The organism is Chitinilyticum aquatile DSM 21506 (assembly GCF_000430805.1).
GTDB lineage: Bacteria > Pseudomonadota > Gammaproteobacteria > Burkholderiales > Chitinibacteraceae > Chitinilyticum > Chitinilyticum aquatile.
In genome coordinates this window covers 1-26,129 of record NZ_AUMS01000018.1, presented here as the reverse complement: position 1 = coordinate 26,129, position 26,129 = coordinate 1, and the positions used below count along the sequence as shown (strand labels likewise).

Sequence of the window (26,129 nt, the reverse complement as noted above, 5' to 3'; positions counted from 1 at the left end):
AGCATCCGAGAACGGATTGACACTGGCCGAACTGCTGACCGCGCACCCCGGCATCGCCAGGCGAACTGCGCAGCGTCTGATCGCAAAGCTGATTGATAGCAGGCAAGTCAAAGCCGAAGGCGAAGGTCGGGCTCGTCGCTATTTTCGTGCAGATACTCAATCTGGCAGCGCTGTACCAGCCACCATAGTCGATCGTTTCCCGCCTTTCATTCCACTGTCTGCTGATAGCCAGGACATCCTTGCCTATATCGACCAACCTCTGGAGGCACGCAAGCCGGTAGGCTACCAGCGAGATTTGCTTGATGCTTACCGCCCCAATGAGACATGGTATTTGTCGGAGCCGCTGCGCCGCCAATTACATCGGATGGGCAGGACGGCTGACGCTCGAGAACCTGCGGGTACCTACAGCCGCGCCATTCTGAACCGATTGCTCATCGACCTATCATGGGCATCAAGTCATCTGGAAGGCAATACCTATTCCCGGCTCGACACGCGTGAGTTGATCGAGCATGGCAAGGCTGCACGTGGCAAGGCGGCCATCGAAACACAGATGATCCTGAACCATAAAACAGCGATTGAACTGCTAGTTGGAAACATCGATGGTGCGGAATTCAACCGCTACACGCTGATGAACTTGCACAGCGCTTTGGCAGAAAACTTGCTGCCCAATCCCGCCGATGAGGGGCGAATTCGCCAGCACGCCGTCGATATCGGCAAAAGTGTTTATCGCCCGCTCTCAACACCGCAGCAGATCGACGACGCACTGGGGGTGCTTTTGGGCAAAGCCAACCAGATTGCCGATCCGTTTGAGCAATCCTTCTTCATGATGGTGCATTTGCCCTACCTGCAACCTTTTGCCGACATCAACAAGCGTACCTCGCGATTGGCCGCGAATCTGCCGCTGTTCAGAGCTAACCTATGTCCACTAACTTTTCTGGATGTGCCGGAGCAAGCTTACAGTCGAGCTACTCTCGGCGTATACGAAATGACTCGCGTCGAGCTTTTACGTGATCTGTATGTCTGGGCCTATGAACGTTCTACGCAGGAATATCTGGCGATCAAACAAGACTTGGCCGAGCCTGACCCCCTTCGCTTAGCATGGCGTGATTTCATCAAGCAAACCATTCGTGAAGTCATCACGCACCCGGAACTTGAACCGTTTTCCTGTATTCAGTGCGCCGTGGCTGAACGTATTCACGAGGATGAACAAGCTGCCGTACAGGCACTGATTGTTGAAGAGCTCCGCAGACTGCATGAGGGGGTACTGGCGCGCTACGGATTACGACCGTCCGAATACACTGCATGGAAGGCCGTTCATCGGCATTAATCCTTGCCGTCGGTCCAGGATCAATGGACTACTTTACCTGGCGCTAGGCCGATGAATGATTCGATGCCATGTTCTCTGATTTCACAAAGGAACAGATCGAAGGCGTCCTGATCGCTTTCGAACTCACCATCGAAGATGGTGGAGTTGTTGTATTGATCCACGACCTCAAGTGTCCAGCCTGAATCAGGCAGGCGGTAGATGCACACCTCCACCGTTTGTTCGTTTACGGTGTACATCTGCTGCAGAGGAGAAAAGATCAGATCGATATCGTTAGGCATTACATGTCCCTAAGCAGTTGAGGCGCCAAATCGCATAATAACAGGCAGACTTGTACTCTTACGCGCCCAGCTGCTTCATGAGTATCTGCTCAGCCTCCGCGGTCATCACCATGCTGACGGCCATGCTTGCCCGAGTCATGCCCACAAACAGCCGACGCCGAGTTTGCTCATCCAGTTCGGTGAAATCGAGCTCGGTTAGCACGACAGCGGGCGATGATTGCCCTTTATAGCGGCTGATGCTGTCGATCAGGAGTTCCCCGTCCCGCCAGATCGGATTGCCATCGTTGTCATAGTTGCCGGTAAAACTTTTGACATTCCAGCTACCCAGTTGATCAAGTGAACACAGTGCAGAATGCCGATGGCCTCGGAAACTCAACACCACGATATCAGACAAGGCATACCCTGCCTTTTCGAACTCATTCACAGCAGCGCGGGTTGCGCTAAAAAGATCATTGTCAGTTTCAGAGTACAGACGCATGGATGGAAGCGAGCCTTCCAGAGGTGAACGGGCTTCGATAACTCGGCTGCCCAGTCCCAGCGCGTTGATCATGGCGCAAACCATGCGCGGTGTTCGATAGTTATCTGGACTGTCGATGCAAACTGCCTCGGGAATATCGAAGGCCTCGCGGCTATAGACTCGTTGGTCTTCGTCGCCCAGCACATACATCCGACCATTCTCTTTGAGTTGCTTCGCCAGAGCCAAAATCCATTCCGGTTCGAAGTCCTGCGATTCATCCACGATCAGCAGGTCATACCGTGGCTGAAATTCATGCTCGAGATAATGGCGCTCGGATTCCTTGAAAAACTCGGGATCTGCAAAATTGGGTTCACCTTTCCGTTGGCGCCAGAGGCTGACACAGCCTTCATGAAATGTTTGTGCCTGCACGCGGGGAGGCAGACTGGCAATCATGCAGTCTGCAAGCGCGCGGTTATAACAGACGTATAGCGCGTGTTCCTTAGCCGTAGATTGCTCCAGCAGCTGGAACGCAAGTTGCGTTTTTCCAGAGCCTGCTGTGCCTTGAACCTGGATGATGCCGCTGTTGTGACGAATCCTCGGTATCCAGGTAGACAGCCCACCAGCGAGTTGATGGACAGTATTTGCAAGCTGTTTCGCACGAGCTGACAAGTCCAACTGGATCTGGAATAGGTTTTTCAGGAAAGCCGAAACCCGCTCGCCTTGTGCCGACAAACTTGTTTCAGGAAGCACTTCTCGCACCCGCTGTGCCAGTGCATGGCATTCTCTAGCGTCAACAATCAAGGATCGGGGGAGTGCCAAGCCGGCTCCTTTGAGGCAGCGGTAATCTGGCAAGACTAGGAACATTGCTACATGAGCATTGCTGATTCCCACTTCATTTAAACGACCCTGCAATACACGCTGCTGGATTTGGCACTGCCTGCTGACATTCTTCTCGCCGGACGTGTAGAGCTTGAAATATTGACCTTCACGCTCCAACACATCCCCTGCCTTGATTTCACAGATGACGAGATCGCCACATCCGTTCATTACGACAACATCCAGCTCACCATGATGTTCGCGTCCAGCATCGACCCGGGCCCAATCCAGATGATGAAAAACCGTGTAGTGATCTGAAAGTTGCTGCACCAGTTGTTCGATGATTTGCAGCTCACGATACATACCGCCATGGGTTTGAACCGATGGCAGGGTGCTTGGATGAAGTCTGGCCATACTCAGTGCCGTGTGAGGTAATGATTACGAAAAATAACAGAAGCATGACGTTCTGTGTTTGCTTGTGTGAGCCGGGTTCCTATCGAACACGCTCTGTGTGGCATACGCAATGTGGTGCTGGCATGTGCGCATGGGGACATTTAATGATCATCTTGAGCCTTATCATGACAAAAAAAGATGCTGATTCTACTGCGGTAGCAATTCGAAAATGGTTAATTGCAAATTGAAGCCGTTTCGCATTCTCGGCTGGAAGCTGCAGCATGACAAGCCTTTGTGCTGTCTGTGAGGCCGCCAATAACAGACACCAGAATTTCATTATCCGGGATCCCATCATATTTATTTGGAGCCCGGGACGGCCTGGTACCTAACGACCAAGGTGTTAGGTATCGATCTGGGAATATATCTGAAATTGAAGACCTACTTTACCATAGCTCTTGCTGAAGACCTAAATGGAGTGTTGGACCTTCTGTGGTTGCACGGGGAAGTGGAGTTAGTTATAAAAAACCGAGCAAAAGGACTCGTAGTACACTGCTCGTCATGAACTTTGAAGAACATTGGCAAAGCCTCGAAAAGTGTTGCATTAATATCTACGTGTTTCATAAAATGAATAAAAGTCGATGCCATGCTTGAATAAAGCACTAACATGTTTCATAGTTTCAAGCCATGGAAACGATCATGAGGCCAACTACCAAGTGCAACTTATTGCTTTGATTTTATTAATATTTTATATGTAATGGATAGTGCGGATTTTACTCTTACGGAGGAAACGTATGCCTTTTCCCCTTTATATTCTGGTTTATTGTGGTTTCAATTTCAATAATTAAAGATAGATGACTATGGCACTTATTAACACAGATTGGTCAAAAGAACTCGCGCAAGTAAAAGCAGCGGCCGGGGAATTAATAGATGAAAAAGTCGATCCATTAGTTAAGAGTTCTTTAACGCAAGCAGGGCAGGAACTTTCACAAGTAATTTTTGAGGCAGGAAAGCAGGTGGAAGCGAATATTAAGATGCTTTCAGAAGAGATACATAATCAACGGCGTTTTACGAAAGAGGAGCTGGTGATTCTGATTGACTACGCATCTGAAAAATTAGCATCTACCATCGACGAACGGCTCGCTATAGCAAAGGCTGAAGCATCTTCACTTGTTTCAGAAAAACTCGCTCAGCTAAAAACAGAATTCGAGGATGCCGCCATAAAAAGTCGCAAGACGCTTTATACAAATATTGCGCTTTCTGTTTCTGCAGCCATTGCAATGGCAATAGTTGGATTTATCTATAAAAAAATCTCATATGGGGAACTTGATATATTTGTGGTATTTAGAGTGTTTCTACTGTCCACGGCTGTAGGTACGGGCCTGTTTTCTTTGCTTAAAGCAATCACTCATTGGCAATCGCTGAATCGTACTAAAAAGAACATTGCAACAACGCTTATCGGTTATGCTGGATCAGTGCGGCCCAATGGAGCGGCCGGCTTATTTGTAATTTCCATGCTGCTTATTGTAATCTGGTTCTCACTATCTTATTATATAAAGTAGTTGTAGTTCTGCGCATTATTTACTTGCAAGAAAATATGTTGCCTTTTAGGTAAAAGCAGAATTAACTAATGGTGCTTGAGTGTGCTTGATGTGACGTTTATGCACTAATCTGATTGGTAGTGATTACCCAGCCCACGTATAGTGGTCAAGCTGATAAAATTTGTAACTCGATTATTTAAGGGGGAGGTAATTGTGGTTGGGAACAATCTGACATATTCACATCAGCATACAGTTCTGTGATTATGTGAGAAAATACACAAAAATACATTAATGCCTACACTGGTGTATATATCATGTTCGGCATCTGAACATCATTGCCGTAACTTCTTCATCCATTCTTAATTTTTACGGGAGGATCAAATGTCTGAGAACCAATACACGCAAGCTTATTCGGACGGCAGCTTTTGGGATAAAGTCAAAGGCTACGCCAAAGCAGCGGGCGAATCTGTTCTAGAGCCTGCTCTAAAGCTTTACTACGCTGCATCAGATCCAGACACGCCAGTTTGGGCCAAGGGCGTCATTTACGGGGCATTGGGTTACTTTATTTCACCAATTGATGCCATTCCCGATATAACACCTATTATCGGTTACACCGATGACTTGGGTGTGCTTGTTGCTGCCGTAGCGACAACTGCTGCTCATATCAAGGATGAGCATGCTCAGAGGGCGAAAGAAACCCTCAAACAGTGGTTTTCTTGAGAAATCTTCAAATTACTTGGGCTACCGTATCTTAGGCACACTGGGGGGCCGTTATCTAACTGGTCGTTCAAGTGGACGCCATCATGGGCCATCCCGATAGTATTTTATGGTCTCGATTGGCGTCCTCTGAGCCTCCGACTGAATTGCCGCCGCATCTTGAGGATACATATATGTGTGATCAGTGGTTGTTCTTATGCGTTTTAGGGTTTATTGCCGGGGCGTGGGCGATTTTCATTGCATTTATAATTCTGACAGCATTTTTATTCGGAGGTGTTTTTGCGAGAAATAAAATAATCAAGATAATTTCTATCGTTATTCTTGTTCCCGTGTTGTTAATATGGTTCGGTGGTTTTATTCTGCAATTTATTGGGAGACTTGGGGTCTAGCTGTCCAGTTCCTCTCTTTTGATTGCACGCTTTTTTAATAAATCGGCCCTTTGCTGCTGCCAATGCTTCATCATTTTAAGGGGGGGCTGTAGCGCAGAGGCAGATCCAATCTGCGAGAAACGACCATCGTGATGAAATGGCCGTCATACTTATGGATGCAACACACTTTGAGCTGCGTTATTTGCAAGCCTCCAGCATACCAGAGCATGATATTTGGGAGACTTGAAGTTGTCGGTATCACTGATTCAGATGCGCAAATTGCAGTATTTATTAACTTGCGCATTTGGCTAGCGGAACGGATTTGTATTGATACCCAAGGTGGATAGATAAGTTGGCTAGTGCGGCTTGTTGCTCGTAAAAGTAACATCGAGGCTGCAAAGCTGCTGGATATCGGAAATTTTGCAAGGTATATCATAAATCTCGCATTGAATGCATACCTTAGTTCGCCATCTTTCCAAGTATTGTATTCGATCATAAATTGAAAAAACATCTAAATAGATAACGCCCCAGTCAGACCATAAGCAAGCCACCCTATCAAACTTAATAGATATCGCCAGTCGCAAAAAATGCGCCACTTCATATTAATATATATTTAAATAGGCAGCAGTTAATCAAAACAGCACTCAACAAGGCAAGCATGGATGACTTACTATATGGCATCGTTTATAATAATGAAGACGGATTATGCGCACTGAGCTTTATTGACGTTAGCGAGATATTAAGGCGACTAATCTATTCACGAGTTGCCAACCCAGACGATAGCAACTACCACTTAACGTATCATCCAAGAGTACAAAACAGTCGCAAAGTGATGGATCTGCTATTTTGCCTTCAAGCAAGAAGAATCTACATTGAAATTCAGAAAGCTAGCTCCATTAAGCATAAGAAGGGTATAGATACAAAAATATTTGGAGGGGATTTCGATGGAGTAACAATAAGTCCAGTCGACGGAGTTTTGTCGAAGTTGTATTACTCAGCAAACGTGGACGCCAATAGTATTGGCTTAGTCATTTTGCACGGAGGCGACAGAGATCAGTGCAATTCTGCGAGAAGTAGTATTCTGAGTACGATTAGAGGATTAGATCGCCCTATCAATTTCTGTGAGAAAGTATTCGTACTCACTATATGGGAACTAGTTGGAATGATTCGCGATCAGAATTTACCAAATAATATAGAAGGCCTGATTGCAAATTTGATGAAAAATGGACGCCTTCATTTGGGAGAAAATTAACCCGGAATCTTTCAGCCTTCAGCCCGAGCCGGCATTGCAGCACAAATCGGCAGGCATCCTGCTCGATCTGACTCCATCGCCACCAAATCCGTTGTTGTCTGCATGTGCAAGCCAGCCCCGCCAAAGTACCGCATAACCAGCTGGGAATCCTACAATCATGCGCTGCGTCAACGTGCCTCTCTGCTGATCTGGCTAGACTAGGACATGGCATGGTTTGCCGCCCAGTCGGCAAACGGGGGAGCGCCGAACAATTCTGCAATGCAGCGATTCAGTTCTGCCTGATGATCAAAAATCTCTTCAATCTGGCGCTCCGCCAAACCATGGGCATGGTCACCAGTCTGTTGAAATTGGCCGGATTTGACTGGCCAGTGCCTGATTACAGTACCTTGCAGCGGCTGCAGAAAACGTTGCAGGTGCTCATTCCTTACCGGAAGAATCGTACGAGTATTCATCTGTGTCCGTCCGGGATTTGGGGAAGTCTTCCCCTGATTTGATTTGTGCAACAAAGTCATACTAGTTGTTCCTTGCTGAACATCGACAGATACTCTCCCTTGGGCAGGAATTCGCGGATCAAGCCGTTGGCGTTCTCATTACTGCCCCGCTGCCAAGAGCTATACGGATCGGGAAAGTGCATCTTGATGACGGTACACGCTATCAGCATCCTGATGCCGGCTCAGCTCTTTCCCTTGATCGTAGTGACGTAACCCCAAGTTTGTGTTGCAAGCTGCTTTGAAGTCCAATCGCAATTCCAGTTTAACATGGCCCGACTTATAGTCACGATAATGACACTTATCATGACTAGTCGGCTAGAATGAATGCAGAGCCAGATGAGTTCACGCCATGACAACATTGACGCCACAACCCAGCTTCAGCGGTGTACCCGCTGAGCTGCAAAAATCCTTTGAAGCCGCGATTGGCTACTTGCGCGCTCAGCTGGCACCAGCCACGTTACGGGCATATCAGTCAGACTTTCGGATTTTTTGTGACTGGTGCGAACGGTTCAAGTTGGCAACGACACCGGCTACTCCCGAAACCTTGGCGCTGTTTCTCTCCGATCAAGCAGACTCAGGTGTTGCGGCTGTAACCTTGGAAAGACGCTTGGCATCGATTCGCTATGTGCATCAGATGAAGGAATTACCGTCACCGACAGACCATCCGTTAGTGCGGGGTACGTTGACTGGTATCCGGCGTATCCATGGCACGCTGCCTCGCAATCAAAAAGAGCCCATCCTGGATCATCAGGTGTTTCGCATGTTGCAACTCACGCCCGATACGCTGTTAGGTTTACGTGATAGGGCGATCATTGCACTAGGCTTTGCAGGTGCGTTTCGGAGGTCAGAACTGGCTGCACTCGATGTGTCCGATCTGAAATTTGACCAGGCCGGCAACTTGGTCTGCTTGATCCGGCGTGGCAAAACCGATCAAGGCGGCAGTGGATTTGAAAAGCCCATCTTGAATGGTCGACGCCTGCAACCTGTTACGCATCTGAAGGCCTGGTTATCCACTGCGGGGATTGATGAAGGGGCTGTTTTCCGACGCGTTGACTGGGCGGGTGCCGCAACCGAGCAGCGCCTGAGCGCGCAGTGGATGGCACGGGTGGTGAAGAACTATGCTAACCAGATTGGACTCGGCTTCACTGAGTTTGGGGCACATAGCCTTCGGTCAGGTTTTATCACGTCCGCTGGTGAGCGGGATGTTCAGTTGTACAAGATTATGGAAGTCACCGGTCAGAAAGATCCTCGAACAGTATTACGCTACTTGCGGCGCGCAAATCTGTTCAAGGATCATGCTGGTGAAGATTTTCTTTAAAATTAGTCCATAGAGTTATATGTCATTATTTCCACGCGAGCCTTAGCCAATTCGCTCATACCTTGGCAAAAACATCCTCGACCGAGCGGGCAACAACATACCGTGCGGCATCTGCCTCGCTCGCCAGGGCCGTAAAGTGCGCTGCACCGCACTTAATCTTGCCGCCTTCCCGATCCCGAAGCTCATCGTCAAACAAGCTACCCTTGGTCTCAACAACGAAGTACAGGCGCTCCTGACCGTCCAGCGTCACCAACACAGCCCAGTCGGGGTTGTACGTCCCTAGCGGGGTCGGCACCTTGAACCAGCCGGGCAGCTTGGCATAGACCTTGACCGCCTCGTTCTTCTCAAGAGACTCCGCAAAGTCACGCTCGATGGCCGAGTCGTAAACGACATGCTCGTACACCGACCTTTCGGTATTGAGCACCATATTTTGCAAGTAACCAGACACCTCTTCCGACTCGAATAGCTCCTGCGCGTAGTAATGCTCGTCACCGAGGCGCTGGTATTTAATGCCATCGACCAAGGCCAGGCGCTTGCAACGGTTAATTGCGTCCGAGGCCAATTCGATGAACTGCTGCGGATTGCGCTTGAAATCGTTCAGCCGGGTGCTCTCGGTCAGGATGCGGGCAATCGTCTTGCGAGTCAGTTGGGTTCTGTCTTGCAGTTCCGTCAGCACATCGGGCAACTCAATATCCGCCTCATAGAGGGCGATGGATTCCGATACCGACAGCAGCGAAGCGTCGACACCCGCCTTGCCAATCGCCATGCCAGCCTTCTTCCACTGCAGGCGGGTTTTGGACACTGGCGGAGCATCGTCCAGCGCCTGGATACAGCGTTCGATCAACTTTTCGTTGTCGAATTGAACGCGATACGTGGTTTTGTGCTTGATTCGGTCCCACAGGGCCTTGAAGTCCGGGCTGAGTAACACCGATTTTCTGACAGCAATCGGTTTGCGATCATCGGCATTCATGACTTCCAGCTTTCCGGAAAGCTTCTTCAATACCGCCACAATCTGGTGACGCTGAGCTTCAAATTCGGCGGGTAGTTGCAGGTCGCCCGTTTTCAACGCCGTTTTCAGCGAATCCTGCACCTTGCCCTTGTCGCTGATATAGCCCTGAGCCTGAAGGTGGCCCCACAAGGTTTTGGATGCCTCGAAGCCCAAGGGCGACACTTCACCACCATCAGCAGTCACGGGGATGCCGGCAAATTCGTGGGCATGCACCACGCCGAACTGAATCCCGGTGTCCTTCTCAATATCCTTCTGCAGGTTCTCGGCAAACTGCTCGTAACTTTCCGTGGCAATCACAGTCAGCGTATTGATCTCGAAACCACGTAGCCGCTCGCCCTTCTGATTGACGCACAGGCGCAGCCCGCGGCCAATCGTTTGCCGACGCCACCGCTCGGTTTCGCGGGTTGAGAAGTTGCAAATCTGGAAGACGTTCGGGTTATCCCAACCTTCCTTAAGCGCCGAGTGCGAGAAGATGAATTTCAGCGGCGACTCGAAGGAGAGCAGTTTTTCCTTGTCGCGCATGATGAGGTTGTAGGTATCGTCGTCGGCAGCCGTCGTGCCGCTCGTGTCCTTGAGCATTTCGACCGTTTTGCCGCCGACCTTCTTCTTGTCGATGGAGAAATAGCCGTTGTGCACCTCATCAGCAGCCGTCGCCAGGTCGATCTCGCCAAACAGGCTCTGGTAGTCGGGGTGACGTGCCCAACGCGTGTACTCTTCCTCGAAGATCACCGCGTATTCGCCCTTCACCGGATTGCCCTGCTCGTCGTATTGCCGGTATTTCGCCACCTCGTCGATGAAGAACAGGCTCAAAACCTTCACGCCCAAGGGCCGCAGGCGTTTTTCCTTGTCCAGATGTTCCTTGATGGTGCGACGAATCATCTCCCGATGCACGGCGCTGGCATCCACGTCGCCCCAGGCTTCGCCGATACGCAGAAACACCTCGCTGCCTGGCACCTTCAGTTCCAGGAACTGGTCGCTGCTTTTCTTCCCAGTACCGGCGCGGATTTCCCCGATGCGTATGTCGGCATACAAGGCTCGTCCGGTTTCCTGCTCCAGGTCGAAGCCATCCTGAACGGTAATCGTGTCCCGGCGCACCACGCCAGCCGCGTTCTCACGGTCAACTTCGATGCTGGCCGAAATCACGCCGCGCTTGTTGTTGACCGCAAGCAGCTTCACGTAGGGCTTGTTGTTACCGCCCTGCACGGTGGCCGCTGCCACTTCGATCTGCTTAACCAACCGCTGCTCGTAGGCATCCACGGCGTCCAGGCGATACACCATGTTGTGCTTTTCCACGTGCGTCGCTGAATAACGCAGGGTGCAAAGCGGCGACATGTGCGCCAGTGCCTTCTTGCCCTTGCCGTCGATACCGCCATCAACGCTTTGCGGTTCATCTACGATCAGGATCGGGCTGGTCTGCCGAATCAGGTCGATGGGGCGCTCACCGCCCGTTTTCTCGCTGGCCCGGTACATTTTGTTCTTGGACTTCTCACGGCGCTTGCTCTCGTCAGACTCTTCCGCCTGTGCTGCCGCTTCGTCACCGAATTTGTTGATGGCCCCGACCGTGATGACCATGATCTGAATGTTCGGGCTAGTCGCAAAGTTACGTACCTGGCCGAGCTTGTCGGAATCGTACTGAAAGAACTCGTAGCCCTTGGCGCTGGGGTACAGCCCCTCGAAATGCTCGCGGGTGATCTGCAGCGTCTTGTTCACGCCTTCCTTGATCGCCACCGACGGCACCACCACGACGAACTTGGTGAAGCCATATCGCTGGTTCAACTCGAACACAGAGCGCAGGTAAACGTAGGTCTTGCCCGTGCCGGTTTCCATTTCCACCGTGAAATCGAGCGGCTGCTTGGATTCCAGTGGCAGCGAGGGCGGCAGGCCATTGCGAAGCTGCACCTGCTGCAGATTCTCGTTCAATTCCTCATCGACGATCAGTTGCAGGGCATTGCCGATACCACCGCTTTCGGTGAATTGCTTGCCTTCAAAGCTTTGCTGATTGCCAGCACCGCCCAAGGCTTGCGCCGTAACCGTGAAAACGGAGCGGCAAACCTCCTGGCCCCGGAACAGGTCACAGACGGCCTCGATGGCTTCGATTTGGTAGGGCAGGTCCGATTCAAAATGCAGTTTCATTGTTTGCCCTTCCTGGGAGCCGGAAGTGACTTCACCATGCGATCAAAATCCGACTCAATCCGAGCATCGTCGATCACCCGAAACTTGGAAAACTCGGTTTCCGCATGGCTTTTCGCCAAGTCAGCCGACACCTGACCGGCTCCGCGCAGGATTTCCCTGTCGTTCAGCGTCAGAAATCCTTCCAGCTTGGTGATCCAGTCCTTCATGGTCATCGCAATACGCCGTGCAGCCTGACCTTCCGCAAACACCAGGTATTGCTCGGCCAGATTGTTCAGGGCGCGCAGTTCTTCCTCGGTCAGATAGTTTTTGGCAACGCTGACATCGCTTTTGCGAATCCGCGCACCACTCCAATTGGTCAGCCCCATATTGGGCTGGCTGCTATCCGCACGTTGCTTAATCAGTTCAGCCGCCGTGTGGCCGTGAATCGCGTAGTGCACTTTGTTCTGCACCGTGGCGAAAAACTCCTGCGTAATGGCGGCTGTCGAGTCGTAATCGACGCTGGTCGCGTAGATGTCGGTGATTTTTTGATAAAAACGACGCTCGCTGGTGCGGATATCCTGCAGGCGGCGGGTCAGTTCGTCAAAGTAGTCACGTGCCTGGCCGGGGTTCTTCAGGCGCTCATCGTCGAGCACGAAGCCTTTGACGAGGTATTCCTTCAGTTGGGCACTTGCCCACTGCCGAAAGCGAACGCCCGCCTGGCTGCGTACCCGGTAGCCCAAGGCCAGCACCATGTCGAGGTTGTAGTGCGCCACCTCGTAGTTTTTGCCATCGGCGGCAGTTGTTCGGAAAAACCGAACAACTGAATCCTCGCGCAATTCCCCATCCTCGAAGATGTGCTTAATGTGTTCGCTGATGGTGGTCTTGGCCTTGCCAAACAACTCGGTCAGTTGCTTCTGGCTCAGCCACAACTCTTCGTTTTCCAGCACCACGGAAAGCTGGGTCTTGCCATCTTCCGCCTGGTAAATCAGAAACTCGCTCATCACAGGCTCCGCACTTGCTTGATGCCGTGTTGTTCGAGGATCGCGGCCAGATTGCTCTTGGCAACATCGTTCTCGAAGGCGCTATCACGGAACACCGCCGTGGTGTCGCCCACCGTGCCTTGCTCCTCACGCCACGCCACCATCCCCAGCGCCAGGGCTTCTACCTCGACTGCCTTGATGCTTTCGACCAGACAGGCCATCAGCACACCCGAGCCGACGCTATTGACCTGCTTGCCAGCGATTTCCCGCTTCTCGATGGGAACGCAGAGGTCCAGACCCAGCTTGAGCAGGATTTCGTAGAGGATGTCGTCGCTGCCACGGCCTGACTCTAGGTGTTCGAGGTGATCGAAAAGCGAGGTTTTCAGATCGTTGACCGTGGGACTCCAGGCGCGGATGTTGGAGGTATCCAACTTAAAGGCTCTAAAACCTACATCACCAACCAATAGCTGCGATTTACTCTCCAATCGCTTTGCAGACCGTCGAAGTCTCTCTCTAGTTAGTGCAGCGATGTTTTTCGCAATACCAAGTGTCTCACAGCAATTAGCTGCCATTGCTTGTTCTTTCACTTCGGTATCTAGTGGCTCCGGCAACTGCACAAGTACGAATCTTCGGCGACCGCCATCATCCAAGTTTTGGGCCATTACCGCATGGCCGGTAGTTCCTGATCCTGCGAAAAAATCGAGAACAATATCGTCACTTTCTGGATTCGTGCCGATATTAATCATTTGTCGAATAAGCCTAGTCGGCTTTGGATTTGAGAATGCAACCCCCACGTCGGAAAACAACGACTTAACCTCTTGCGTACCTTCTTGATTGTGCCCGCAATCCTTATGAAACCACATGGTTTCAGGCACAACGCCGTCGCTGACCTCTGATAGATACCGCTTCCTTCTTGGTTTGCTGCTCCCATCCGCACCGAACCACACCTGATTGGAGCGAATAAGCTCCAGCATTTCTTCCTCAGGGTGTCGCCAGCTTGTGCCTGGTTCAGGTGCCCACTCAGTTCCGCTTGGTCCTTTTATCGAATAAACGCAGTTATCCCGATGCTCCATTCGGAGTAAGTCACTCGAAGCCCAAGGCCCTCGAGGATCGTTATCTGGGTTCTTATATCTTGCAGCAGCCTCTTCACTACGTGGCAACAAATTGCGTTTCCAAAGCTCTTTCCTTCTGGCGAATACAACTACAAAGTCGTGACGCTCTGAAAAGTATTTTTCATCATTTTGGGGCGCGAATTTTTTCTCCCAAATAAGATTTGCCACAAAATTTTCAGACCCAAAAATATCGTCCAAAAGCAGTCGTAAGTGCGCGACTTCACAATCATCAATAGAGACGAAAATTGCTCCGTCGTCCTTAAGCAAATCTTTGGCTAAACGCAATCGCGGATACATCATGTTTAGCCAGTCAGTGTGAAACCTTCCACTTGCTTCTGTATTCTTTCGAGACGCAAGAGAGCTAATTTTCCCCCCACCAGTATCCCGCCATCCCATCAACTGCTGATAGTTTTCGATGTTGTCTTGGAAGTTGTCCGGGTAAACAAAGTCCTTGCCGGTGTTATATGGCGGGTCAATGTAGATCAGTTTCACTTTCCCCGCGTAGCTCTTTTGTAGCAGCTTCAGCACTTCGAGGTTATCCCCCTCGATCATCAGGTTCTGCGTCGTTTCCCAATCAACGCTTTCCTCCGGGCAGGGGCGCAGGGTTCCAGTGCTCGGGGTCAAAGCAATCTGCCGAGCCTTCTTCTTGCCATGCCAGTTCAGGCCATATTTCTCGTCGGCATCGGTCACAGTCTGGTCGCCAACCAAGGCTTTCAGCACATCGACATTGATGGCCGCGCCGTTCGCACTTTCCGTCACTAGTTCGGGAAACAGGGCTTTAAGTTGGGCAAGATTGTCGGCCACGATATTGGCCGACTGGGCTTCGGGGCTGTTGGCTTCGATTTTTTCGATACTCATGAAATTCTCGGTTCAATGATTGGTGTGTCTTGCATCTTGGTATTCCTGCTGTGCCTACTCGTCGTATTCACAGCAGGGGTGGTCCGTCAAATAGGTCCGGCCACAGCAGTCGCATTCGGCAGCGTCAATATCCGTGTTGCAACAAAAGCAGAATGGTTTGTCGTGATAACCAATGACCAGGAACTCTTGCCTGCAGATTGGGCAATCTAGCGTTCCACGAAACTCATCGGGTGTATCGGCCTCTTCTTCACGCCATTGCGGCCAGCGTTGGTGCATCCAGCGTTCAAGACGGTGGCTGGCAATCCAGTAAAGGTCGCGCCGGTCGTAGACGTGATCCTGGATTGCACGTAGACGCTCAGGCGTTAGATCATCGGCAAGTCTTTCATTTAGGGGTCGTCTCAGAAAACGGAAAATAAAGCACGCTAAGCGTGCGTGGAGGCTGGCACCCAGCGGTACAGCGTCGGAATGGACACGCCGAGGTTCTTGGCCACGTCCTTGGGCGGCACCCCGCTGGCCAGCAGCTTCTTGGCCGACTCGATCTTGCTGTCGGTCATCTTCGGCTTGCGGCCGCCTTTGCGGCCGAGCTGCTTGGCGACTTCCAGCCCGGCGCGGGTGCGCTCGACGGTCAGCTCGCGCTCCATTTCGGCAAGGCTCGCCATGACGTGGAAGAAGAACCGCCCGGATGGTGTGCCGGTGTCGATGGAGTCGGTGAGGCTCCTGAACTGGACACCGTGCTTGTGCAGATCGCCGACCAGATCGACCAGTTGCTTGACCGACCGGCCCAGCCGGTCGAGCTTCCAGACGACCAAAGTATCGCCTTCGCGCAGCATTTCGAGCGTCTTGGCCAAGCCAGGCCGGTCTGCCCGCGTGCCACTCACCTTGTCCTCGAAGACCTTTTTACATCCGGCCTTGCTCAAGGCTTCGCGTTGCAGCTCCAGGTTCTGATCCTGCGTCGAGACGCGCGCATAGCCAATCAACATGGCTTGTCTCGCGCCCGGTCGATGCGTTCCTGCATCGCCTGCATCACTTCTTCGTGGGTGTACGATCTGGCGTTGGCGTCGGTGGCTTGCCGCAGGGCTTCCTCAACCTCGCGCGTCATCCGCTCGTAATCCTCCGGCCACAGCGCTTGCTCCATGCGCAGCGACGCCTGACCCAGCAGGTGCAGCAGGCTGAACAGCCGCATGTCGTTGGTGGCGACGATGCGCTCCCGAATCTGCTCCTGAATAGCTTCGCTAGCCCGATGCGCTTGTGGTGTGGCAGTCCCCTCGTAGTCAGCGGGGAATTCCGCTTCCTCGGCAATCCTTGCCCAGGCGCTGGCCAGCGCCTCGATGGTTGACGTGCTCATTTCCGCCGCTCCTGTGCTCTTTGGCGAATCAACCGGCCAAGGGGCCTCGACGCGAAAACCAGCAGCATCACGCCTATCGGATACCAGGTCGAGAAGACCACCAAGGCATCGAAGGCTGGCCGTCCGGTGTTGGTAGGCAGTACGGCGGTCACAGCCATCAACCCGCCGACCGTCCAGATGATGCGCCACACGTAGGGCATCACGCGGGGCACGTAGCCGTCATCGAAAGCGGTCTGGTAGTAGCGGCGCAGGCCGCGCTCGGCAAGCGCCTGGCGCTGCCGCTCCGACAGCGCATCCGTCCGGCCATACCAGCGCCGGAATGGTGGACAGCGCAGCAGCAAAGGGGTGAAGAGGATCATCACCGCCACGATCGCGACACCCCACGCCATGACGGCGCCGGCATCGGGCCGCTTGGCGTTCTCGATCACGGGCGCGAAGACGCCCGGAGCACCGATCATCCAGAACAGCGCAATGTGCTGATGGAAGGAGAGCTTCATTTGCTCATCCACTTGCGCAGCAGGCGCTTTTTCAGGGAGGCGCGTTCTTGCGGGTTGCGTCCCTTGTGATTGGCGATGCGATCCGCCGTGGCGGCCTGGCGCTTGACGGGCCAGTAGGAGCGGCCATCCTTGCCCATCGACCAGACGCTGCTGGCCTGGTTTTCCAGCAGGGGCAGATGGGCGCTCAGGGCTTCGGGCGACGCGCTGGTCAGCGCCGTGCGCTCACGGGTGCGCCAGCGCTGATGCCAGAGCTTCTTGTCCTCGCGCTCGCTGCCGCAGGTCGTGTGCCCGACGATGGGTGTTTTGCGGCGGCTGCGGCTCATAACGTAGTGGTCTCCAAGAACATTCAGGACTGATCCCAGGCGTCGATGGTCAAGACCTGATCGGCAGGACAGGCGGCTACGCGGTCGGGAACTGGATGGTGTTCAGTCTCATGCCGACCCCATTCGATTGATCGCGTCGCTTGCGGCACGCTGCGACGCAAGGAGGTTTGCGACCTGGTTTAGCAGCCGTGTCCGCTGCATGTCTGTTACCTATCTCCCCGACCGCTCATTGGACCAACTCCAGAGATTGGGCTCTATCGCTCAGCCAATACGAAACCGGCATTGGCTGATGCCACAACCGAGACGAACACAAATGGCTCGGTACCTGTATTTCGCGCCCCGTGCACTTGGCCCGGTCTTGCCACGGCTATCTCACCTTCCCTGAGGACACGAACAATCCCATTGCCCTGAAAGTAATCAGCCATTCCCGACAAAACAGTCCACGTGTCTTGGCCGTGAGGATGAATGTGAGCCGCAATTTCCTGCCCGGGATGGACATGCCAAACCACGATAATTGAGTCTCGGGTTTCAAGCACAACGGAACGAATAGGCTCGCCTTCGGACGGCTGAACATACTCGGCTACAGAAAATATTCTCGATTCAACAGTCATCGGAGATCCCTCTTTCACAGTGCCCCCAGACAGGCTGGATATGAGTTCTAACTCGAATTTGAACGGGAGGCTGGTCGTGCGGTCGTGCAGTTGCCGATGAGCGTGTCGGCTGCTGCCTCCTTGCCCACCAGCGAACTCACGTCCGTTGCGGCCATCCAGAAGGTCTTGCCCGAGCGCGGCTCATAGGTCGCGGGATCGAACACGCCAGAGGGGCCGAACATCGGCGGCTTGATTGGTCATGGCTCCATGCCTTTGTCGTTACGGTCTTCATCGTCGGCATCCTGACGCACGGCGGGCAATTGCTGGAGCAACGCCGGCAGCCATTCCTGTACCGTCTCCCACACCACATCGAGGTTGATGTCGAAATAGCCGTGAGCCATGCGATTACGCATATTGCGCATGCTGCGCCACGGCACGTCGGCATGCGCCTGGGTGAACTCGACGTAGCCATCCATCACCTTTGTGGCCGCCTCGCCGATGACGATCAGGCTCATGATGACGGCCTGCTGGGTGCGCTTGTCGGCCAAGAAGTCGTCCTTGGCCATCCCTTCCACGAAGCTGCGCGCATCGGTTGCGGCCTGCTGAATGTGGTCGAGGTAATCGGGCAGGCGGTTCTCGCTCATATCGGTTGCGCCTCCGCGAGCACCTTGGCCCGGAACTTCGGCGGCAGGTCGCCGGGAGTCAGCAGATCGACGTCAACGCCGAGCAGCGATTTCAGTTCTTCTTCCAAATCGCCCAAGTCCAACAACGTGGCACCGGGCAGCGCATCGACCAACAGGTCGAGGTCGCTGCCATCCCGGTCGGTGCCATGCAGCACCGAGCCGAAGACGCGCGGGTTCGCGGCGCGAAAGCGGCCTACCGCTTCACGCACTGCGCTTCGCTTCATGTCAAGCACAACAGACGGTCGCATGGGCATCCTTTCTTATCGAAACTCGTTGAGATGATATGCAATCAAGAATAGAATTTCAAGAACTATTTTCGAGAATCGCAATGCCTTGATTCCCGTGCCGCGCCGGTGTCATTTTCAGAAGACGACTGCACCAGTTGATTGGGCGTAATGGCTGTTGTGCAGCCAGCTCCTGACAGTTCAATATCAGAAGTGATCTGCACCAATCTCGACTATGCTCAATACTCGTGTGCACCAAAGCGAGGTGAGCATGGCGACGGACACCCCACGGATTCCAGAACAAGGCGTGGCCACTCTGCCTGATGAGGCTTGGGAGCGTGCGCGCCGTCGTGCGGAGATCATCAGTCCGTTGGCGCAGTCGGAGACGGTCGGGCACGAAGCGGCCGATATGGCGGCTCAGGCGCTGGGCTTGTCTCGGCGCCAGGTATACGTTCTGATCCGGCGTGCCCGGCAAGGCAGCGGCCTCGTGACGGATCTGGTGCCCGGCCAGTCCGGTGGAGGTAAAGGTAAGGGGCGCTTGCCGGAACCGGTCGAGCGCGTCATCCACGAGCTACTGCAAAAGCGGTTCCTGACCAAGCAGAAGCGCAGCCTAGCGGCCTTTCACCGCGAAGTCACTCAGGTGTGCAAGGCTCAAAAACTGCGAGTGCCGGCGCGCAATACCGTGGCCTTACGGATCGCTAGCCTTGACCCGCGCAAGGTCATCCGCCGGCGGGAAGGCCAGGATGCCGCTCGTGACCTACAAGGTGTGGGCGGCGAGCCTCCTGCCGTGACCGCGCCGCTGGAGCAGGTGCAGATAGACCATACGGTCATCGACCTGATCGTGGTCGATGACCGCGACCGGCAACCTATTGGCCGCCCGTACCTGACCCTCGCCATCGACGTGTTCACCCGCTGCGTGCTCGGCATGGTCGTCACGCTGGAAGCGCCGTCTGCCGTTTCGGTTGGCCTGTGCCTCGTGCATGTCGCCTGCGACAAGCGCCCTTGGCTGGAAGGACTGAACGTGGAAATGGATTGGCAGATGAGCGGCAAGCCCTTGCTGCTCTACCTAGACAACGCGGCCGAGTTCAAGAGCGAGGCCCTGCGCCGGGGTTGCGAGCAGCATGGCATCCGGCTGGACTATCGCCCGCTGGGACAGCCGCACTATGGCGGCATCGTGGAACGGATCATCGGCACGGCGATGCAGATGATTCACGACGAACTGCCGGGAACGACCTTCTCCAACCCTGACCAGCGCGGCGACTACGATTCCGAAAACAAGGCCGCCCTGACGCTGCGCGAGCTAGAGCGCTGGCTCACATTGGCGGTCGGCACCTACCACGGTTCGGTGCACAACGGCCTGCTCCAACCGCCGGCCGCGCGCTGGGCCGAGGCCGTGGCGCGTGTCGGCGTACCGGCCGTCGTCACACGCGCTACTTCGTTCCTGGTCGATTTTCTGCCGATCCTCCGGCGCACGCTGACCCGCACCGGCTTTGTCATCGACCACATCCACTACTACGCCGATGCGCTCAAGCCGTGGATTGCGCGGCGTGAACGCTGGCCGTCCTTTCTGATCCGGCGCGATCCGCGCGACATCAGCCGTATCTGGGTCCTGGAACCGGAGGGACAGCATTACCTGGAAATTCCCTACCGTACCTTGTCGCATCCGGCTGTCACCCTCTGGGAACAACGGCAGGCGCTGGCGAAACTGCGGCAGCAAGGGCGCGAACAGGTGGATGAGTCGGCGCTGTTCCGCATGATCGGCCAGATGCGTGAGATTGTGACCAGCGCGCAGAAGGCCACACGCAAGGCGCGGCGTGACGCGGATCGCCGCCAGCACCTCAAGACATCAGCTCGGCCGGACAAGCCCGTTCCGCCGGATACGGATATTGCCGACCCGCAGGCAGACAACTTGCCACCCGCCAAACCGTTCGACCAGATTGAGGAGTGGTAGCCGTGGACGAATATCCCATCATCGACCTGTCCCACCTGCTGCCGGCGGCCCAGGGCTTGGCCCGTCTTCCGGCGGACGAGCGCATCCAGCGCCTTCGCGCCGACCGCTGGATCGGCTATCCGCGCGCAGTCGAGGCGCTGAACCGGCTGGAAGCCCTTTATGCGTGGCCAAACAAGCAACGCATGCCCAACCTGCTGCTGGTTGGCCCGACCAACAATGGCAAGTCGATGATCGTCGAGAAGTTCCGCCGCACCCACCCGGCCAGCTCCGACGCCGACCAGGAGCACATCCCGGTGTTGGTCGTGCAGATGCCGTCCGAGCCGTCCGTGATCCGCTTCTACGTCGCGCTGCTCGCCGCGATGGGCGCGCCGCTGCGCCCACGCCCACGGTTGCCGGAAATGGAGCAACTGGCTCTGGCACTGCTGCGCAAGGTCGGCGTGCGCATGCTGGTGATCGACGAGCTGCACAACGTGCTGGCCGGCAACAGCGTCAACCGCCGGGAATTCCTCAACCTGCTGCGCTTCCTCGGCAACGAACTGCGCATCCCGTTGGTTGGGGTAGGCACGCGCGACGCCTACCTAGCCATCCGCTCCGATGACCAGTTGGAAAATCGCTTCGAGCCGATGATGCTGCCGGTATGGGAGGCCAACGACGATTGCTGCTCACTGCTGGCCAGCTTCGCCGCTTCGCTCCCGCTGCGCCGGCCTTCCCCAATTGCCACGCTGGACATGGCTCGCTACCTGCTCACACGCAGCGAGGGCACCATAGGGGAACTGGCGCACTTGCTGATGGCGGCGGCCATCGTCGCCGTGGAGAGCGGCGAGGAAGCGATCAACCATCGCACACTCAGCATGGCCTGTCGACAACCTCTCGCGCAACCAAGACATCGCGGTCGGACTGCAAGTGATCTTGAAGCCACGGGCCCGTCCCACCCCGACATGGACCTCGATGCCCGAACGGACGTTAGATTTCGAGTTCTAGGCGTTCTGCGATGAAGGTTGGATCCCAGCCGGGATTGAAAGTGTCGACGTGGGTGAATCCGAGCCGCTCGTATAGGCCACGCAGGTTCGGGTGGCAGTCGAGCCGCAGCTTGGCGCACCCCTGCGTTCGCGCGGCATGGCGGCAAGCCTCGATCAGCGCGGAGCTGACACCCCGGCCCGCATGTGTCCGTCGCACCGCGAGCTTGTGCAGATATGCGGCCTCCCCCTTGAGGGCGTCGGGCCAGAACTCGGGATCCTCGGCCGACAAGGTGCAACAGCCGACGATGCCGTCGCTGCAACTCGCGACTAGGAGCTCGGATCTCAGGACGAAGGTCTCCGCGAATGTCCGGTCGATCCGCGCGACGTCCCAGGCGGGCGTTCCCTTGGCGGACATCCACGCCGCAGCGTCGTGCATCAGCCGCACAACCTCGTCGATATCACCCGAGCAGGCGACCCGAACGTTCGGAGGCTCCTCGCTGTCCATTCGCTCCCCTGGCGCGGTATGAACCGCCGCCTCATAGTGCAGTTTGATCCTGACGAGCCCAGCATGTCTGCGCCCACCTTCGCGGAACCTGACCAGGGTCCGCTAGCGGGCGGCCGGAAGGTGAATGCTAGGCATGATCTAACCCTCGGTCTCTGGCGTCGCGACTGCGAAATTTCGCGAGGGTTTCCGAGAAGGTGATTGCGCTTCGCAGATCTCCAGGCGCGTGGGTGCGGACGTAGTCAGCGCCATTGCCGATCGCGTGAAGTTCCGCCGCAAGGCTCGCTGGACCCAGATCCTTTACAGGAAGGCCAACGGTGGCGCCCAAGAAGGATTTCCGCGACACCGAGACCAATAGCGGAAGCCCCAACGCCGACTTCAGCTTTTGAAGGTTCGACAGCACGTGCAGCGATGTTTCCGGTGCGGGGCTCAAGAAAAATCCCATCCCCGGATCGAGGATGAGCCGGTCGGCAGCGACCCCGCTCCGTCGCAAGGCGGAAACCCGCGCCTCGAAGAACCGCACAATCTCGTCGAGCGCGTCTTCGGGTCGAAGGTGACCGGTGCGGGTGGCGATGCCATCCCGCTGCGCTGAGTGCATAACCACCAGCCTGCAGTCCGCCTCAGCAATATCGGGATAGAGCGCAGGGTCAGGAAATCCTTGGATATCGTTCAGGTAGCCCACGCCGCGCTTGAGCGCATAGCGCTGGGTTTCCGGTTGGAAGCTGTCGATTGAAACACGGTGCATCTGATCGGACAGGGCGTCTAAGAGCGGCGCAATACGTCTGATCTCATCGGCCGGCGATACAGGCCTCGCGTCCGGATGGCTGGCGGCCGGTCCGACATCCACGACGTCTGATCCGACTCGCAGCATTTCGATCGCCGCGGTGACAGCGCCGGCGGGGTCTAGCCGCCGGCTCTCATCGAAGAAGGAGTCCTCGGTGAGATTCAGAATGCCGAACACCGTCACCATGGCGTCGGCCTCCGCAGCGACTTCCACGATGGGGATCGGGCGAGCAAAAAGGCAGCAATTATGAGCCCCATACCTACAAAGCCCCACGCATCAAGCTTTTGCCCATGAAGCAACCAGGCAATGGCTGTAATTATGACGACGCCGAGTCCCGACCAGACTGCATAAGCAACACCGACAGGGATGGATTTCAGAACCAGAGAAAGAAAATAAAATGCGATGCCATAACCGATTATGACAACGGCGGAAGGGGCAAGCTTAGTAAAGCCCTCGCTAGATTTTAATGCGGATGTTGCGATTACTTCGCCAACTATTGCGATAACAAGAAAAAGCCAGCCTTTCATGATATATCTCCCAATTTGTGTAGGGCTTATTATGCACGCTTAAAAATAATAAAAGCAGACTTGACCTGATAGTTTGGCTGTGAGCAATTATGTGCTTAGTGCATCTAACGCCGGAGTTAAGCCGCCGCGCGTAGCGCGGTCGGCTTGAACGAATTGTTAGACATCATTTACCAACTGACTTGATGATCTCGCCTTTCACAAAGCGAATAAATTCTTCCAAGTGATCTGCGCGTGAGGCCAAGTGATCTTCTTTTTGTCCCAGATAAGCTTGCTTAGCTTCAAGTAAGACGGGCTGATACTGGGCAGGTAGGCGTTTTATTGCCCAGTCGGCAGCGACATCCTTCGGCGCGATTTTGCCGGTTATTGCGCTGTACCAAATGCGGGACAACGTAAGCACTACATTTCGCTCATCGCCGGCCCAGTCGGGCTGCGAGTTCCATAGCTTCAAGGTTTCCCTCAGCGCCTCGAATAGATCCTGTTCAGGAACCGGGTCAAAGAATTCCTCCGCTGCCGGACCTACCAAGGCAACGCTATGTTCTCTTGCTTTTGTAAGCAGGATAGCTAGATCAATGTCGATCATGGCTGGCTCGAAGATACCCGCAAGAATGTCATTGCGCTGCCATTCTCCAAATTGCAGCTCGCGCTTAGCCGGATAACGCCACGGGATGATGTCGTCATGCACGACAAGGGTGACTTCTATAGCGCGGAGCGTCTCGCTCTCGCCAGGGAAAGCCGAAGCCTCCATAAGGTCATTGAGCAATGCTCGCCGCGTCGTTTCATCAAGCTTTACGGCCACAGTAACCAACAAATCAATATCGCTGTATGGCTTCAGGCCGCCATCCACTGCGGAGCCGTACAAATGCACGGCCAGCAACGTTGATTCCAGATGGCGCTCAATGACGCTTAGCACCTCTGATAGTTGGTTCGAAATTTCGATGGTCACCGCTACCCTCATGATGTCTAACTTTGTTTTAGGGCGACTGCCCTGCTGCGTAACATCGTTGCTGCTCCATAACATCAAACATCGACCCACGGCGTAACGCGCTTGCTGCTTGGATGCCCGAGGCATAGACTGTACAAAAAAACAGTCATAACAAGCCATGAAAACCGCCACTGCGCCGTTACCACCGCTGCGTTCGGTCAAGGTTCTGGACCAGTTGCGTGAGCGCATACGCTACTTGCATTACAGTTTACGAACCGAACAGGCTTATGTCCACTGGGTTCGTGCCTTCATCCGTTTCCACGGTGTGCGTCACCCGGCAACCTTGGGCAGCAGCGAAGTCGAGGCATTTCTGTCCTGGCTGGCGAACGAGCGCAAGGTTTCGGTCTCCACGCATCGTCAGGCATTGGCGGCCTTGCTGTTCTTCTACGGCAAGGTGCTGTGCACGGATCTGCCCTGGCTTCAGGAGATCGGAAGACCTCGGCCGTCGCGGCGCTTGCCGGTGGTGCTGACCCCGGATGAAGTGGTTCGCATCCTCGGTTTTCTGGAAGGCGAGCATCGTTTGTTCGCCCAGCTTCTGTATGGAACGGGCATGCGGATCAGTGAGGGTTTGCAACTGCGGGTCAAGGATCTGGATTTCGATCACGGCACGATCATCGTGCGGGAGGGCAAGGGCTCCAAGGATCGGGCCTTGATGTTACCCGAGAGCTTGGCACCCAGCCTGCGCGAGCAGCTGTCGCGTGCACGGGCATGGTGGCTGAAGGACCAGGCCGAGGGCCGCAGCGGCGTTGCGCTTCCCGACGCCCTTGAGCGGAAGTATCCGCGCGCCGGGCATTCCTGGCCGTGGTTCTGGGTTTTTGCGCAGCACACGCATTCGACCGATCCACGGAGCGGTGTCGTGCGTCGCCATCACATGTATGACCAGACCTTTCAGCGCGCCTTCAAACGTGCCGTAGAAGGCACTGTTGCAAAGTTAGCGATGAGGCAGCCTTTTGTCTTATTCAAAGGCCTTACATTTCAAAAACTCTGCTTACCAGGCGCATTTCGCCCAGGGGATCACCATAATAAAATGCTGAGGCCTGGCCTTTGCGTAGTGCACGCATCACCTCAATACCTTTGATGGTGGCGTAAGCCGTCTTCATGGATTTAAATCCCAGCGTGGCGCCGATTATCCGTTTCAGTTTGCCATGATCGCATTCAATCACGTTGTTCCGGTACTTAATCTGTCGGTGTTCAACGTCAGACGGGCACCGGCCTTCGCGTTTGAGCAGAGCAAGCGCGCGACCATAGGCGGGCGCTTTATCCGTGTTGATGAATCGCGGGATCTGCCACTTCTTCACGTTGTTGAGGATTTTACCCAGAAACCGGTATGCAGCTTTGCTGTTACGACGGGAGGAGAGATAAAAATCGACAGTGCGGCCCCGGCTGTCGACGGCCCGGTACAGATACGCCCAGCGGCCATTGACCTTCACGTAGGTTTCATCCATGTGCCACGGGCAAAGATCGGAAGGGTTACGCCAGTACCAGCGCAGCCGTTTTTCCATTTCAGGCGCATAACGCTGAACCCAGCGGTAAATCGTGGAGTGATCGACATTCACTCCGCGTTCAGCCAGCATCTCCTGCAGCTCACGGTAACTGATGCCGTATTTGCAGTACCAGCGTACGGCCCACAGAATGATGTCACGCTGAAAATGCCGGCCTTTGAATGGGTTCATGTGCAGCTCCATCAGCAAAAGGGGATGATAAGTTTATCACCACCGACTATTTGCAACAGTGCC

At 54.6% G+C, this 26,129-nt stretch carries 25 protein-coding genes and 1 pseudogene; 9 read left to right on the top strand and 17 right to left on the bottom strand.

What is annotated here, in order from left to right; genetic code table 11:
- Window positions 1-16 precede the first annotated feature (16 nt).
- Entirely contained in the window at window positions 17-1,327 is a 1,311-nt protein-coding gene (locus H559_RS0112225; RefSeq protein WP_211230939.1) for a Fic family protein, read from the top strand.
- A 20-nt stretch (window positions 1,328-1,347) separates the two neighbouring features.
- On the opposite strand, the gene H559_RS0112220 is transcribed toward H559_RS0112225, so the two are convergent.
- Both H559_RS0112220 and H559_RS22265 read right to left on the bottom strand, forming a co-directional pair.
- The gene (locus tag H559_RS0112220) at window positions 1,348-1,605 is read right to left on the bottom strand and encodes a hypothetical protein (protein WP_028452930.1); all 258 of its coding nucleotides are present in this window, start codon (window positions 1,603-1,605) and stop codon (window positions 1,348-1,350) included.
- 58 nt (window positions 1,606-1,663) lie between these two features.
- Window positions 1,664-3,292, bottom strand: a complete 1,629-nt coding sequence (locus H559_RS22265; protein ID WP_034641151.1) for a nuclease-related domain-containing DEAD/DEAH box helicase — start codon at window positions 3,290-3,292, stop codon at window positions 1,664-1,666.
- Window positions 3,293-4,128: 836 nt separating this feature from the next.
- Between H559_RS22265 and H559_RS0112210 the strand changes: the two genes are divergently transcribed.
- From H559_RS0112210 to H559_RS0112185, 5 genes and pseudogenes are all read left to right on the top strand, one after another.
- Entirely contained in the window at window positions 4,129-4,830 is a 702-nt protein-coding gene (locus H559_RS0112210; RefSeq protein WP_155845400.1) for a hypothetical protein, read from the top strand.
- 360 nt (window positions 4,831-5,190) lie between these two features.
- The gene (locus H559_RS0112205) at window positions 5,191-5,529 is read left to right on the top strand and encodes a YkvA family protein (protein ID WP_028452927.1); all 339 of its coding nucleotides are present in this window, start codon (window positions 5,191-5,193) and stop codon (window positions 5,527-5,529) included.
- A 1,023-nt stretch (window positions 5,530-6,552) separates the two neighbouring features.
- Window positions 6,553-7,146, top strand: a complete 594-nt coding sequence (locus H559_RS22695; RefSeq protein ID WP_155845399.1) for a hypothetical protein — start codon at window positions 6,553-6,555, stop codon at window positions 7,144-7,146.
- 102 nt (window positions 7,147-7,248) lie between these two features.
- Window positions 7,249-7,580: pseudogene (locus H559_RS22260) on the top strand (transposase); the annotation flags it as partial.
- Between the two features lie 406 nt (window positions 7,581-7,986).
- On the top strand, window positions 7,987-8,955 hold the full coding sequence (locus tag H559_RS0112185; protein ID WP_051279402.1) for a tyrosine-type recombinase/integrase: 969 nt from the start codon (window positions 7,987-7,989) through the stop codon (window positions 8,953-8,955).
- Between the two features lie 55 nt (window positions 8,956-9,010).
- On the opposite strand, the gene H559_RS0112180 is transcribed toward H559_RS0112185, so the two are convergent.
- The 10 genes from H559_RS0112180 to H559_RS0112135 form a co-directional block, all read right to left on the bottom strand.
- Window positions 9,011-12,097: a type III restriction-modification system endonuclease gene (locus tag H559_RS0112180; RefSeq protein ID WP_028452923.1), complete on the bottom strand. Its 3,087-nt coding sequence runs from the start codon at window positions 12,095-12,097 to the stop codon at window positions 9,011-9,013.
- Window positions 12,094-13,077, bottom strand: a complete 984-nt coding sequence (locus tag H559_RS0112175; protein WP_034641147.1) for a virulence RhuM family protein — start codon at window positions 13,075-13,077, stop codon at window positions 12,094-12,096. Before H559_RS0112175 ends, H559_RS0112180 begins: the two co-directional genes overlap by 4 nt.
- On the bottom strand, window positions 13,077-15,026 hold the full coding sequence (locus tag H559_RS0112170; RefSeq protein ID WP_034641144.1) for a site-specific DNA-methyltransferase: 1,950 nt from the start codon (window positions 15,024-15,026) through the stop codon (window positions 13,077-13,079). The genes H559_RS0112175 and H559_RS0112170 overlap by 1 nt, the downstream gene beginning before the upstream one ends.
- Window positions 15,027-15,448: 422 nt before the next feature.
- Window positions 15,449-16,006, bottom strand: coding sequence for a recombinase family protein (locus H559_RS0112165; RefSeq protein ID WP_003100847.1), 558 nt, complete (start codon window positions 16,004-16,006; stop codon window positions 15,449-15,451).
- On the bottom strand, window positions 16,000-16,371 hold the full coding sequence (locus H559_RS0112160; RefSeq protein WP_003100853.1) for a hypothetical protein: 372 nt from the start codon (window positions 16,369-16,371) through the stop codon (window positions 16,000-16,002). Before H559_RS0112160 ends, H559_RS0112165 begins: the two co-directional genes overlap by 7 nt.
- A complete protein-coding gene (locus H559_RS0112155; protein ID WP_003100856.1) occupies window positions 16,368-16,868 on the bottom strand; it encodes a hypothetical protein in 501 nt (166 codons plus the stop codon). Before H559_RS0112155 ends, H559_RS0112160 begins: the two co-directional genes overlap by 4 nt.
- The gene (locus H559_RS0112150) at window positions 16,865-17,191 is read right to left on the bottom strand and encodes a hypothetical protein (protein WP_003100858.1); all 327 of its coding nucleotides are present in this window, start codon (window positions 17,189-17,191) and stop codon (window positions 16,865-16,867) included. Before H559_RS0112150 ends, H559_RS0112155 begins: the two co-directional genes overlap by 4 nt.
- Before the next feature lie 254 nt (window positions 17,192-17,445).
- Complete coding sequence (locus H559_RS22255) at window positions 17,446-17,802, bottom strand: cupin domain-containing protein (RefSeq protein WP_081413038.1); 357 nt, start codon at window positions 17,800-17,802, stop codon at window positions 17,446-17,448.
- A gap of 236 nt (window positions 17,803-18,038) precedes the next feature.
- Window positions 18,039-18,425, bottom strand: a complete 387-nt coding sequence (locus H559_RS0112140) for a HepT-like ribonuclease domain-containing protein (RefSeq protein WP_003100872.1) — start codon at window positions 18,423-18,425, stop codon at window positions 18,039-18,041.
- Window positions 18,422-18,712: a nucleotidyltransferase family protein gene (locus tag H559_RS0112135; protein ID WP_001247892.1), complete on the bottom strand. Its 291-nt coding sequence runs from the start codon at window positions 18,710-18,712 to the stop codon at window positions 18,422-18,424. The genes H559_RS0112140 and H559_RS0112135 overlap by 4 nt, the downstream gene beginning before the upstream one ends.
- Window positions 18,713-18,959: 247 nt before the next feature.
- On the opposite strand from H559_RS0112135, the gene H559_RS0112130 reads away from it, so the two are divergent.
- Both H559_RS0112130 and H559_RS0112125 read left to right on the top strand, forming a co-directional pair.
- A complete protein-coding gene (locus H559_RS0112130) occupies window positions 18,960-20,639 on the top strand; it encodes a TnsB C-terminal domain-containing protein (RefSeq protein WP_000179844.1) in 1,680 nt (559 codons plus the stop codon).
- A gap of 2 nt (window positions 20,640-20,641) precedes the next feature.
- Window positions 20,642-21,634, top strand: a complete 993-nt coding sequence (locus tag H559_RS0112125) for a TniB family NTP-binding protein (RefSeq protein ID WP_001381192.1) — start codon at window positions 20,642-20,644, stop codon at window positions 21,632-21,634.
- Here the strand turns inward: H559_RS0112125 and H559_RS0112120 are convergent.
- From H559_RS0112120 to H559_RS0112105, 4 genes are all read right to left on the bottom strand, one after another.
- On the bottom strand, window positions 21,603-22,103 hold the full coding sequence (locus H559_RS0112120; protein WP_000376623.1) for a GNAT family N-acetyltransferase: 501 nt from the start codon (window positions 22,101-22,103) through the stop codon (window positions 21,603-21,605). The two genes, H559_RS0112125 and H559_RS0112120, sit on opposite strands and share 32 nt — an antisense overlap.
- A gap of 127 nt (window positions 22,104-22,230) precedes the next feature.
- The gene (gene sul1 / locus H559_RS0112115) at window positions 22,231-23,070 is read right to left on the bottom strand and encodes a sulfonamide-resistant dihydropteroate synthase Sul1 (RefSeq protein WP_000259031.1); all 840 of its coding nucleotides are present in this window, start codon (window positions 23,068-23,070) and stop codon (window positions 22,231-22,233) included.
- On the bottom strand, window positions 23,064-23,411 hold the full coding sequence (locus tag H559_RS0112110; RefSeq protein ID WP_000679427.1) for a quaternary ammonium compound efflux SMR transporter QacE delta 1: 348 nt from the start codon (window positions 23,409-23,411) through the stop codon (window positions 23,064-23,066). Before H559_RS0112110 ends, sul1 begins: the two co-directional genes overlap by 7 nt.
- Window positions 23,412-23,574: 163 nt before the next feature.
- Window positions 23,575-24,366, bottom strand: a complete 792-nt coding sequence (locus H559_RS0112105; RefSeq protein ID WP_001261740.1) for an ANT(3'')-Ia family aminoglycoside nucleotidyltransferase AadA2 — start codon at window positions 24,364-24,366, stop codon at window positions 23,575-23,577.
- A 145-nt stretch (window positions 24,367-24,511) separates the two neighbouring features.
- Here H559_RS0112105 and H559_RS22240 point away from each other — a divergent pair, with 145 nt between their 5' ends.
- A complete protein-coding gene (locus H559_RS22240) occupies window positions 24,512-25,471 on the top strand; it encodes a class 1 integron integrase IntI1 (RefSeq protein ID WP_015057121.1) in 960 nt (319 codons plus the stop codon).
- Here H559_RS22240 and H559_RS0112095 read toward each other — a convergent pair.
- Entirely contained in the window at window positions 25,362-26,066 is a 705-nt protein-coding gene (locus H559_RS0112095) for an IS6-like element IS26 family transposase (RefSeq protein WP_001067855.1), read from the bottom strand. The two genes, H559_RS22240 and H559_RS0112095, sit on opposite strands and share 110 nt — an antisense overlap.
- Window positions 26,067-26,129: the final 63 nt, after the last annotated feature.

Coding starts and splice junctions, on each gene's coding strand:
- H559_RS0112150 (WP_003100858.1), bottom strand. CDS start 17,191: ATGAGCCGCAGCCGCCGCAAAACACCCATCGTCGGGCACACGACCTGC.
- H559_RS0112175 (WP_034641147.1), bottom strand. CDS start 13,077: ATGAGCGAGTTTCTGATTTACCAGGCGGAAGATGGCAAGACCCAGCTT.
- H559_RS22695 (WP_155845399.1), top strand. CDS start 6,553: ATGGATGACTTACTATATGGCATCGTTTATAATAATGAAGACGGATTA.
- H559_RS0112185 (WP_051279402.1), top strand. CDS start 7,987: ATGACAACATTGACGCCACAACCCAGCTTCAGCGGTGTACCCGCTGAG.
- H559_RS0112205 (WP_028452927.1), top strand. CDS start 5,191: ATGTCTGAGAACCAATACACGCAAGCTTATTCGGACGGCAGCTTTTGG.
- H559_RS0112210 (WP_155845400.1), top strand. CDS start 4,129: ATGGCACTTATTAACACAGATTGGTCAAAAGAACTCGCGCAAGTAAAA.
- H559_RS0112130 (WP_000179844.1), top strand. CDS start 18,960: ATGGCGACGGACACCCCACGGATTCCAGAACAAGGCGTGGCCACTCTG.
- H559_RS0112155 (WP_003100856.1), bottom strand. CDS start 16,868: ATGAAGCTCTCCTTCCATCAGCACATTGCGCTGTTCTGGATGATCGGT.
- H559_RS0112095 (WP_001067855.1), bottom strand. CDS start 26,066: ATGAACCCATTCAAAGGCCGGCATTTTCAGCGTGACATCATTCTGTGG.
- H559_RS22255 (WP_081413038.1), bottom strand. CDS start 17,802: ATGACTGTTGAATCGAGAATATTTTCTGTAGCCGAGTATGTTCAGCCG.
- H559_RS0112180 (WP_028452923.1), bottom strand. CDS start 12,097: ATGAAACTGCATTTTGAATCGGACCTGCCCTACCAAATCGAAGCCATC.
- H559_RS0112165 (WP_003100847.1), bottom strand. CDS start 16,006: ATGTTGATTGGCTATGCGCGCGTCTCGACGCAGGATCAGAACCTGGAG.
- H559_RS0112105 (WP_001261740.1), bottom strand. CDS start 24,366: ATGAGGGTAGCGGTGACCATCGAAATTTCGAACCAACTATCAGAGGTG.
- H559_RS0112140 (WP_003100872.1), bottom strand. CDS start 18,425: ATGAGCGAGAACCGCCTGCCCGATTACCTCGACCACATTCAGCAGGCC.
- H559_RS0112110 (WP_000679427.1), bottom strand. CDS start 23,411: ATGAAAGGCTGGCTTTTTCTTGTTATCGCAATAGTTGGCGAAGTAATC.
- H559_RS22265 (WP_034641151.1), bottom strand. CDS start 3,292: ATGGCCAGACTTCATCCAAGCACCCTGCCATCGGTTCAAACCCATGGC.
- H559_RS0112135 (WP_001247892.1), bottom strand. CDS start 18,712: ATGCGACCGTCTGTTGTGCTTGACATGAAGCGAAGCGCAGTGCGTGAA.
- H559_RS22240 (WP_015057121.1), top strand. CDS start 24,512: ATGAAAACCGCCACTGCGCCGTTACCACCGCTGCGTTCGGTCAAGGTT.
- H559_RS0112160 (WP_003100853.1), bottom strand. CDS start 16,371: ATGAGCACGTCAACCATCGAGGCGCTGGCCAGCGCCTGGGCAAGGATT.
- H559_RS0112120 (WP_000376623.1), bottom strand. CDS start 22,103: ATGGACAGCGAGGAGCCTCCGAACGTTCGGGTCGCCTGCTCGGGTGAT.
- H559_RS0112220 (WP_028452930.1), bottom strand. CDS start 1,605: ATGCCTAACGATATCGATCTGATCTTTTCTCCTCTGCAGCAGATGTAC.
- sul1 (WP_000259031.1), bottom strand. CDS start 23,070: ATGGTGACGGTGTTCGGCATTCTGAATCTCACCGAGGACTCCTTCTTC.
- H559_RS0112170 (WP_034641144.1), bottom strand. CDS start 15,026: ATGAGTATCGAAAAAATCGAAGCCAACAGCCCCGAAGCCCAGTCGGCC.